Source organism: Teichococcus aestuarii (assembly GCF_042651065.1).
GTDB lineage: Bacteria > Pseudomonadota > Alphaproteobacteria > Acetobacterales > Acetobacteraceae > Pseudoroseomonas > Pseudoroseomonas aestuarii.
Map to the genome: position 1 here is coordinate 1 of NZ_JBHSCH010000111.1, position 8233 is coordinate 8233.

7 protein-coding genes and 1 pseudogene are annotated in these 8233 nt (G+C 75.6%); 3 read left to right on the top strand and 5 right to left on the bottom strand.

Annotated features, from left to right (window positions below; all coding sequences use genetic code 11):
• Positions 1-81: 81 nt before the first annotated feature.
• A pseudogene (locus ACFOY6_RS23195) lies at positions 82-909 on the top strand (FliI/YscN family ATPase); the annotation flags it as partial.
• Positions 896-1315: a hypothetical protein gene (locus ACFOY6_RS23200; RefSeq protein ID WP_379652373.1), complete on the top strand. Its 420-nt coding sequence runs from the start codon at positions 896-898 to the stop codon at positions 1313-1315. The pseudogene ACFOY6_RS23195 and the gene ACFOY6_RS23200, both read left to right, overlap by 14 nt.
• A gap of 16 nt (positions 1316-1331) precedes the next feature.
• Here the strand turns inward: ACFOY6_RS23200 and ACFOY6_RS23205 are convergent, their stop codons facing one another.
• Genes ACFOY6_RS23205 through ACFOY6_RS23215 form a run of 3 tightly spaced genes read right to left on the bottom strand, consistent with a single transcriptional unit; the run spans position 1332 to position 3957 of the window.
• Positions 1332-2177: a shikimate dehydrogenase family protein gene (locus ACFOY6_RS23205; protein WP_379652374.1), complete on the bottom strand. Its 846-nt coding sequence runs from the start codon at positions 2175-2177 to the stop codon at positions 1332-1334.
• Positions 2174-3193, bottom strand: coding sequence for a Gfo/Idh/MocA family protein (locus tag ACFOY6_RS23210; RefSeq protein ID WP_379652375.1), 1020 nt, complete (start codon positions 3191-3193; stop codon positions 2174-2176). Before ACFOY6_RS23210 ends, ACFOY6_RS23205 begins: the two co-directional genes overlap by 4 nt.
• Positions 3190-3957: an enoyl-CoA hydratase/isomerase family protein gene (locus tag ACFOY6_RS23215; RefSeq protein WP_379652376.1), complete on the bottom strand. Its 768-nt coding sequence runs from the start codon at positions 3955-3957 to the stop codon at positions 3190-3192. The genes ACFOY6_RS23210 and ACFOY6_RS23215 overlap by 4 nt, the downstream gene beginning before the upstream one ends.
• Positions 3958-4097: 140 nt before the next feature.
• Between ACFOY6_RS23215 and ACFOY6_RS23220 the strand changes: the two genes are divergently transcribed.
• A complete protein-coding gene (locus ACFOY6_RS23220; RefSeq protein ID WP_379652377.1) occupies positions 4098-5651 on the top strand; it encodes an acyl CoA:acetate/3-ketoacid CoA transferase in 1554 nt (517 codons plus the stop codon).
• Between the two features lie 40 nt (positions 5652-5691).
• Here ACFOY6_RS23220 and ACFOY6_RS23225 read toward each other — a convergent pair whose 3' ends face one another.
• Positions 5692-6084: a c-type cytochrome gene (locus ACFOY6_RS23225; protein ID WP_379637319.1), complete on the bottom strand. Its 393-nt coding sequence runs from the start codon at positions 6082-6084 to the stop codon at positions 5692-5694.
• Positions 6084-8233: xanthine dehydrogenase family protein molybdopterin-binding subunit (locus ACFOY6_RS23230; RefSeq protein WP_379652378.1), on the bottom strand; the 2150-nt coding region annotated here is incomplete at its 5' end. The genes ACFOY6_RS23230 and ACFOY6_RS23225, both read right to left, overlap by 1 nt.

The window sequence follows — 8233 nt, forward strand, 5'->3', positions numbered from 1 at the left end:
ATATGCATCACCATGTGGCCGGTGAAGGAGCGTTCCAGCAGCACCAGCAGCGGCCCGCCCCAGACCAGCGCCAGCACCAGCAGCGCCAGCGGCAAGTCCACCCTCCTCTCCATGCTGGCGCGCGGCGCCGATTGCGACGCCGCCGTGCTCTGCCTCGTCGGCGAGCGGGGGCGGGAGCTGCGGGAGTTCCTGGAGGACGACCTCGGCGCCGAGGGGCTGGCGCGCAGCGTCGTCGTCTGCGCCACCTCGGACGCGCCGCCGCTGATGCGGCGCGAGGCCGCCTATGCCGCCATGACGGTGGCCGAGGCGCTGGCCGCCGAAGGCCGCCAGGTGCTGCTGATGATGGACAGCCTGACGCGCTTCGCCCTGGCCTGCCGCGAGATCGGGCTGGCTGCGGGCGAGCCGCCGGCGACGCGCGGCTACACCCCCGGCGTCTTCGCCGAGCTGCCGCGCCTGCTGGAGCGGGCCGGCCCCTGCGCCGAGGGGGTGGGTGGCGCCATCACCGGGCTGTTCACCGTGCTGGTGGAGGGCGACGACCATGACGAGCCGGTGGCCGATGCGGTGCGCGGCATCCTCGACGGGCATGTGGTGCTGGACCGACGCATCGGCGAGCGCGGCCGCTGGCCGGCGATCGACGTGCTGCGCAGCCTCTCGCGCACCGTGCCCGGCTGCCTGGCGCCGGCCGAGCGGGCGGTGATGGAGCGCGCCCGCCGCATCCTCGCCCTGCAGGCGGACATGGCGGAGCTGGTGCGGCTCGGCGCCTACCGCGCCGGCACCGACCCGGCGGTGGACGAGGCGCTGCGCCTCGGCCCGCGCATCGAGGCCTTCCTGGCGCAGCGCAAGGAGGAGCCCACCCTGCCGGTGGAGGGCGCCTTCGCGCGGCTGGAGGCCGCCCTTGCCGCCGCCTGACCCGCTGGCCGTGCTGCAGCGCCTGCGCGCGCTGGAGGTGGCCGAGGCGCGCCGCGCCCAGGTGGAGCGGCAGGCCCAGGCCGCCCTGGCCGCGCGGCGGGCGGAGGAGGCGGCCGCCGCCATCCCGCGGGAGATCGCCGCAGCGGGCGCGGCGCTGCTGGCACTGGGCGCGGGCGAGGATCTGGCGCGCTGGCTGCCGCGCGGGGAGTCGCTGCGCCAGCGCGGCGCGGCGGAGGCCCGGCTGGCCGAGCAGGCCGCGCAATCGGCCCGGGCGGCGCTGACGGAGAGCCGGGCGGCGGAGCGTGTGGTGGAGCTGCTGCGCGAGGGCCGGGCGGAGGCGGAGGCGCTGCGCCGCCGCCGGCGCGAGCAGGCGGCGCTGGACGAGATGGCCGGCCGGCGGCGCTAGCGCCGCCGCGCCCGCTTCAGCCCGGCGCGCCCTCCTCCCAGCCCTCAATGCCGAGATAGGCCGCCGCCAGCCGCGCCTGCCCCTCATGCATGGCGCGGCCGGTGACGGTGGGGCAGCCCAGCCGGCGCGCGGCGGCGATCAGCGGCGTCACCTCCGGGTTGGGGATGACATCGGCCACCACTTGGCCGGGGCGCAGCGCGGCCGGGTCCAGCGGCAGCGCATCGCCGGGGCGGAGGCCGAGCGGCGTGGCGTTGACGACGATGTCCCGCCCCTCCGGCCCGGCCGCGCCGGTGGAGACGGGCAGCGCCGGGAAGGCTCCCGCCAGCCGGGCCGCCAGCGCCTCCGCCCGGCCCCGCGCCGCGTCCCGCAGCGCCAGATGCGCCACCGCCGCCCGCGCCAGGGCGAAGCCGATGGCCTGCCCCGCCGCGCCGCACCCCACCAGCAGCACCCGCGCGCCGTGCGGGGCGTGGCCGGCGCGCTCCAGCCCGTCGCGGAAGCCTTCTCCATCGAACATCTCGCCCTCCCAGCCGCCATCGGGGCGGCGGCGGGCGGTGTTGACGGTGCCGGTCAGGGTGGCGGTGGGGCCCAGCGCATCGAGCAGCGGCACCACGGCCGCCTTGTGCGGCATGGTGATCACCAGCCCGTCGAGATTGCCGATGCGCCGCAGCCCGGCCCAGACCTCCGGCAAGGCCCCCTCCGGCACCTGCAGGGGCAGGAAGGCGGCATCCCGCCCCAGCCGCGCGAAGGCGGCGTTGAACAGCGCCGGCGAGCGCAGCGGGGCCACCGGGTCGCCCAGGATGGCGTAGAGGCGCGTGGCGCCAGTGATGCTGCCAGTGATACTGCCAGCGATGTGGCCGCTCATGCGCGGCCCGCCGCATCGGCCAGCAGGTCCTCGATCAGCCGCTGCACCGGCAGGGCGGAGCGCGCATCGTTCATCGGCGGGCGTCCTTCCGCGATGGCGGCCAGCACCTCGGCGATCATCGCCTGGTGCGGGCCGTGGTCGAAGGCCATCGGGTCGGCGCCGCCGCCGCCCTCCAGCGCACCGCCCAGCGTGGTGCTGCCGTCGCGCCCGTGCAGCACCAGCCGGCTGCCCTCCAGCACCGCCGAGCCCTCCGTCCCCGCCAGCTCGATCCGCTCCGGATAGCCCGGGCGGGCGACGGTGGTGGCGTCCAGCACGCCGATGGCACCGTTCCCGAAGGCGATGGCCGCGGCCACGATGTCCTCCGTGTCGATGCGGCGCAGCGGCGAGGTGCGGGCGAAGCCCATCACCTGCCGGTGCGGCCCGGCCAGGTGCAGCAGCAGGTCGAGCGTGTGGATCGCCTGGGTGAGCAGCACGCCGCCGCCATCGCGCGCGCGCATGCCGCGCCCGGGCGTGGCGAAGTAGGCGGCATCCCGCCACCAGCGGATGGAGGCGCTGGCCGAGAGCAGCCGCCCCAGCGCGCCCGCCTGGACCGCCTGCCGCAGCCGCAGCGCCGCCGGGCGGAAGCGGTGCTGCAGGCAGACGCCGCAGCGCACGCCCGCCGCCTCCGCCAGCGCGGCCAGCGCCTCGCCCTCCGCCACGTCCAGGGCGAGCGGCTTCTCGACGATCATGTGCCGCCCCGTGGCGGCGACGGCCCGCGCCACCTCCAGGTGGCTGCCGGGGGGCGTCAGGACCAGAACCAGCCCCAGGCCGGGCTGCTCCAGCAGCGCCTCCTGCGTCGCGAAGACCGGCACGCCCCATTGCGCGGCGAAGGCGGCCCGCCGCTCCGCCGAGGGCGCGTGGCCGCCCATGATCCGCACCACGCCCGCCGCCTCCAGATCGCGCAGCGCCAGCATGTGCGGCTTCACCGCCATGCCGAGGCCGACCAGCCCGACGCCCACCGCCCCCGCCCCGCTCATCGGGTGAAGGCCGCCGGCCGCTTCTCGTTGAAGGCGCGGATGCCTTCCAGGTGGTCGCCCGCGCTGAAGCACAGCACGTTCATCTCGTTCTCATAGGCGAGGCCGGCCGTCAGCGGCGCTTCCATGGCCATCCGCAGCGAGGCCTTCACCGCCTGCACGGCGACGGGGCTGAACCCCGCCAGCCGCGCCGCCAGGGCGCGGGCGCGCGGCAGCAGCCCGGCCGGCGGCACCACCTCGTGCACCAGCCCGAGCCGCAGCGCCTCCGCCGCCTCCGCCGCCTCGAGCAGCAGCAGCAGCAGCGCCGCCGCCGCCTGGCCGACCAGCCGCGGCAGCAATTGCGAGGCGCCGCCGCCGCCCACCCAGCCGCGCTCCACCTCGGGGAAGCCGATGCGCGTGCCCTCGGCGGCGACGCGCAGGTCGGCGCCCAGCGCCAGCTCGGCGCCGCCGCCCAGCGTCCAGCCCTGCAGCGCCGCCACCACCGGCTTGCGCAGGAGGCGGATCTCCGCCGCGTATTCCACGCGGTTGCGGAAGTGCCAGGCGGTGGGATAGGCGGCCAGCGCGTTGAGGTCGCTGCCGGCGCAGAAGGCACGCTCGCCGGCGCCGCGCAGCAGCACGGCGCGCACCGCATCATCCTCGTTGATCCGGCGGACATGGCCGGCGAATTGCCGCGCCATCTCGGGCGTGACCGCGTTGTGCTTCGCCGGCCGGTCGATCACCAGCTCGGCGATGCCATCGGCGCAGTCCAGCGTCACCGCACCCTGCATGGCCTCGTCCCCCTCCCGCTGTTTCTTCTGCCGTTGATTATAACGTTCCAATCTGCGCGCGGGGAAGTCCCGGCCGGGCTTGATCGGAACGTTCCAATGCAGGATGAATCGGGCAAGGCGACACAGGGGAGGAGAAAGCCATGAGGCGGATGAGCGCGGCCGAGGCGGCCCTGCTGCTGCGGGATGGCGACACGCTGCTGATCGGCGGCTCGGGCGGCGGCCACGCGGTGCCGGATGCGCTGCTCGCCGCCATCGGCGAGCGCTTCCGGCAGAGCGGCCAGCCGCGCGGCATCACCGCCCTGCACCCGGTGGGGCTGGGCGATGGCAGGACGCGCGGCGCCGGGCACTTGGCGCAGGAGGGGCTGCTGAAGCGCGTCGTCTCCGGCACCTTCGTCAACAGCCCCGGCATCGCCAGGCTGGCGCTGGAGGACAAGATCGAGGCCTACACCCTGCCGCAGGGCTCGCTCTCCCAGCTGATGCGGGAGATGGCGGCGGGGCGGCCGGGGCTGATGACGCGGATCGGCCTGCACAGCTTCGCCGACCCGCGGCTGGAGGGCGGGCGGCAGAGCCCCAGCGCGCAGGAGGATCTGGTCGAGCTGGTGCAGTTCCGCGGCGAGGAATACCTGTTCTACCGCCCCTACGCGGTGGATGTGGCGCTGGTGCGCGGCTCCGCCGCCGACGAGGACGGCAACATCTCCATGGAGCACGAGGCGGTGACGCTGGAGATGCTGAGCATCGCCCAGGCGGCGCGGCACTCGGGCGGGCTGGTCATCGCGCAGGTCAAGCGCATCGTGCCGCGCGGCAGCCTGCACCCCAAGCTGGTGAAGGTGCCCGGCATCCTGGTCGATGCGCTGGTGGTCGAGCCGGAGCAGTGGCAGACCTTCGAGACGGAGGACAGCCCCGCCTATTCCGGTCATCAGCGCGTGGCGCTGGAGGACATCCCCCGCCTGCCGCCGGGGCCGCGCCGCGTTGTCGCCCGGCGCGGCGCCTGCGAGCTGTTCGAGGGTGCCATCTGCAACCTCGGCTCCGGCATCTTCACCGGCATGGCCAATGTGGCGGCGGAGGAGGGCGTGCTGCGCCGCGTCTGCCTGACCAACGAGCAGGGCAACATCGGCGGCGCGCCGGCCAGCGGCAACGAGGCCGGCGCCGCCCGCTCGCCCGACGCGCAGGTGGACCAGCCCTACCAGTTCGACTTCTACGATGGCGGCGGGCTCGACCTCGCCTTCCTCTCCTTCGCCGAGTTCGACGCGGAGGGCAATGTGAACGTCTCGCGCTTCGGCGGGCGGATCGTCGGGCCGGGCGGCTTCGTCAACATCAGCCAGGGGGCGAAGTCGGTCATCTTCGGCGGCACGCTCACCGCCAATGGCGCGCCCAAGGCGGTGCAGCGCGTGGAGCAGGTCACCTTCTCCGGCGCCTATGCCCGCCAGCGCGGCCAGCCGGTGCTCTACGTCACGGAGCGCGCCGTGTTCCGCCTCGGCGCGGAGGGGCCGGAGCTGGTGGAGATCGCGCCGGGGATGGATCTGGAGAAGGACGTGCTGGGGGTGATGGGCTTCCGCCCGCGCATCGCGCCGGAACTGCGGGAGATGGACCCCGCCCTGTTCGCCGAGGCGCCGATGGGGCTGGCCCACCGCCTGCCGCCGGCGCGGCCGCGCGCCGCGCTGCGCCGCCTCGGCATGGCCGAGGCGGCGGACTGAGCGGCGGAGCCCTGGGCGGCGAAGCCCTGGGCGGCGGGCCTCAGGGCGCCGCGAGGAAGGCGATGATGTCCTTGCGGTCCTGCTCGGCCGCCACGCGCTGCACCATGCGGGTGCCGCGCGCCACGCCGGTCGGGTTGGCCAGGAAGGCGCCGAGGGTCTCGGGCGTCCAGCTCTGGCCCAGCGCCTTCAGCGCCGGCGAGTAGTTGTAGCCCTCGACGCTGGCGGACGCGCGGCCGACCACGCCCTGCAGCGTGGGGCCGACGCCGTTGCGCGGCTGCGCCACCTGGTGGCAGGACTGGCACTGGCGCTGGAACAGGGTGCGGCCCCGCGCCGCATCCCCCTCCTCCGCGCGGGCGGAGGGGGCGGCGAGCAGGGCGGCGCCGAGCAGGGCAGCAATGGGCAGGGCGGCGGCGGACAGGCGATAGGCGATCATCAGGCGGCTCCGAGGCGGGTCTTGGAAAGCGGCAGGCTGCGGATGCGCTGGCCGGTCAGCGCGGCCACCGCGTTGACCACGGCGGGCGGCACGCCGGGCAGGCCCGGCTCGCCGATCCCGCCCATCGGCGCGCCGCTCTCGACGATGTGCACATGCACGCGCGGCATGCGGTCCGGCGGCAGGATCGGGTAGCCGTCGAAATTGCGGGCCTGCGGCGCGCCATCGGCATAGACCACCTCCTCCAGCAGCGCCGAGGAGAGGCCGAGCGCCACGGCGGAGTTCACCTGCGCCTCGATGATGGCCGGGTTGACGATGCGGCCCGGGTCGATCGCCACCCAGACATCGTGCACCACCACCTCGCCGCCCTTCAGCGAGACCTCGGCGATGGTCGCCACCTCGCTGCCGAAGGGCGAGGCCATGGCGACGCCGCGGGCGCGCCTGGTGCCGTCCGCCGCCTCGTAGGGGCCGCGCTTCCAGCCGCCCGAGAGGTCGGCCACCGCCTCCAGCAGCGCCTTGTGGCGCGGCTTCCCCGCCAGCAGGCGCAGGCGCAGCGCGTAGGGGTCCTGGCCGCCGGCCTCGGCCATCTCGTCGAGAAAGGCCTCGTAGAAGAAGTCGTTCATCGAGTGGCCGACGGAGCGCCAGAAGCCGATGACGGCCGGGTGCTTCACCGGCACCTGCGCCACGCGGCGGTTGGGGATGGCGTAGGGCTTGCCGGCGATGCCCTCCACCACCGAGGGGTCGGCCGCGCCGGGCTTCGTGCCGAAGTAGCGGCCGATCGGCCCCTCGCCCACCGCCTCGGCCTCCAGCGCCACGGGCATCCCGTCGGCGCCGAGGCCGGCGCGGAAGCGCGCCAGCCCCATCGGCCGCAGCGCATCGCGCAGGAACTCCTCCTCGCGGCTCCAGATCAGCTTCACCGGGCGGCCGGTCGCCTTGGCAAGCTGGATGGCCTGCGGGAAGGGGTTGGCCGCGTCGTAGAGGAAGTGGCGGCCGAAGAAGCCGCCCAGCATCGGCGAGTGGATCCTCACCTTCTCGGGTGCGATGCCGGCCAGCTGCGCGGCGACGCGCTGGAACATCTCCGGCGCCTGGTTGGGCAGCCAGAGGTCGAGCGTGCCATCGGCGTTCCAGCGGGCGAGGGCCGAGGGCGGCTCCAGCTGGCCATGCGCCAGGTAGGGCGCGTCATAGGTCGCCTCGACGGTGCGGGCGGCGCCCTTCAGCGCGGCGGCGGCATCGCCCTCCGTCTCGGCGGCGTTGCCGGGGCCGGGGGCCGCGGCCAGGGCGGCGCGCATCCCCTCCGAGGAGAAATCGGCCGGCAAGGCGTTGCGCGCCTCGGCGGCGGGGGCGGTCCAGGTGACCTCCAGCGCCTCCGCCGCGCGGCGGGCGCGCCACCAGCGGTCCGCCACCACGGCCACGGCGCCGGGCAGGCGGTGAATGGAGTGCACCCCCGGCATCGCCTTGACCGCCGCCTCGTTGGCGATGGCGCCGGGCTCGGCGCCCAGGCGCGGCGCGTGCTGCACGGCGGCCTGCAACATGCCCTCCACCGTCAGGTCGATGGCATAGGTGGCCTTGCCGGTGGATTTCTCCCGCACGTCCAGCCGCGCGACCGGCTTGCCGATCCAGCGGAAATCCTTCTCCGCGCGCAGCGCCACGCCCTCGGGCACCGGCAGCGCGGCGGCCTCGGTGGCCAGCGCGCCATAGTCCAGCGTGCGGCCGGAGGCGGCATGGACCACCCGGCCCGGCGCGGTGGAAAGGCTCTCCGGCGGCACGCCGAGGCGCGTGGCGGCGGCCTGCAGCAGCATGTGCCGGGCGCTGGCGCCGAGCTGGCGCATGGTGGCGTAGCTGCTGCGCACCGAGTAGCTGCCGCCGGTGATGCGCATGCCGTTCACCACCAGGTAGTCCGCGCCGGGCGGCGCGCATTCCACGGTGAAGCGGGCGGGGTCGGCGTCCAGCTCCTCGCCGACGATCTGCGCCATGGCGGTGGAGACACCCTGCCCGCCTTCGACGAAGGGGCTCTTGAGCAGGATGGCGCCGTCGGGGCGGATCTCGAGGAAGGCGGGCACGCGGGTGCCGGGCTTCGCCGCGCCCACGGCGGCCTGGGCGCGGGCGGCGCCGGCGCGCACCTGGTCGCCCAGCACCAGCACGCCGAGCGAGG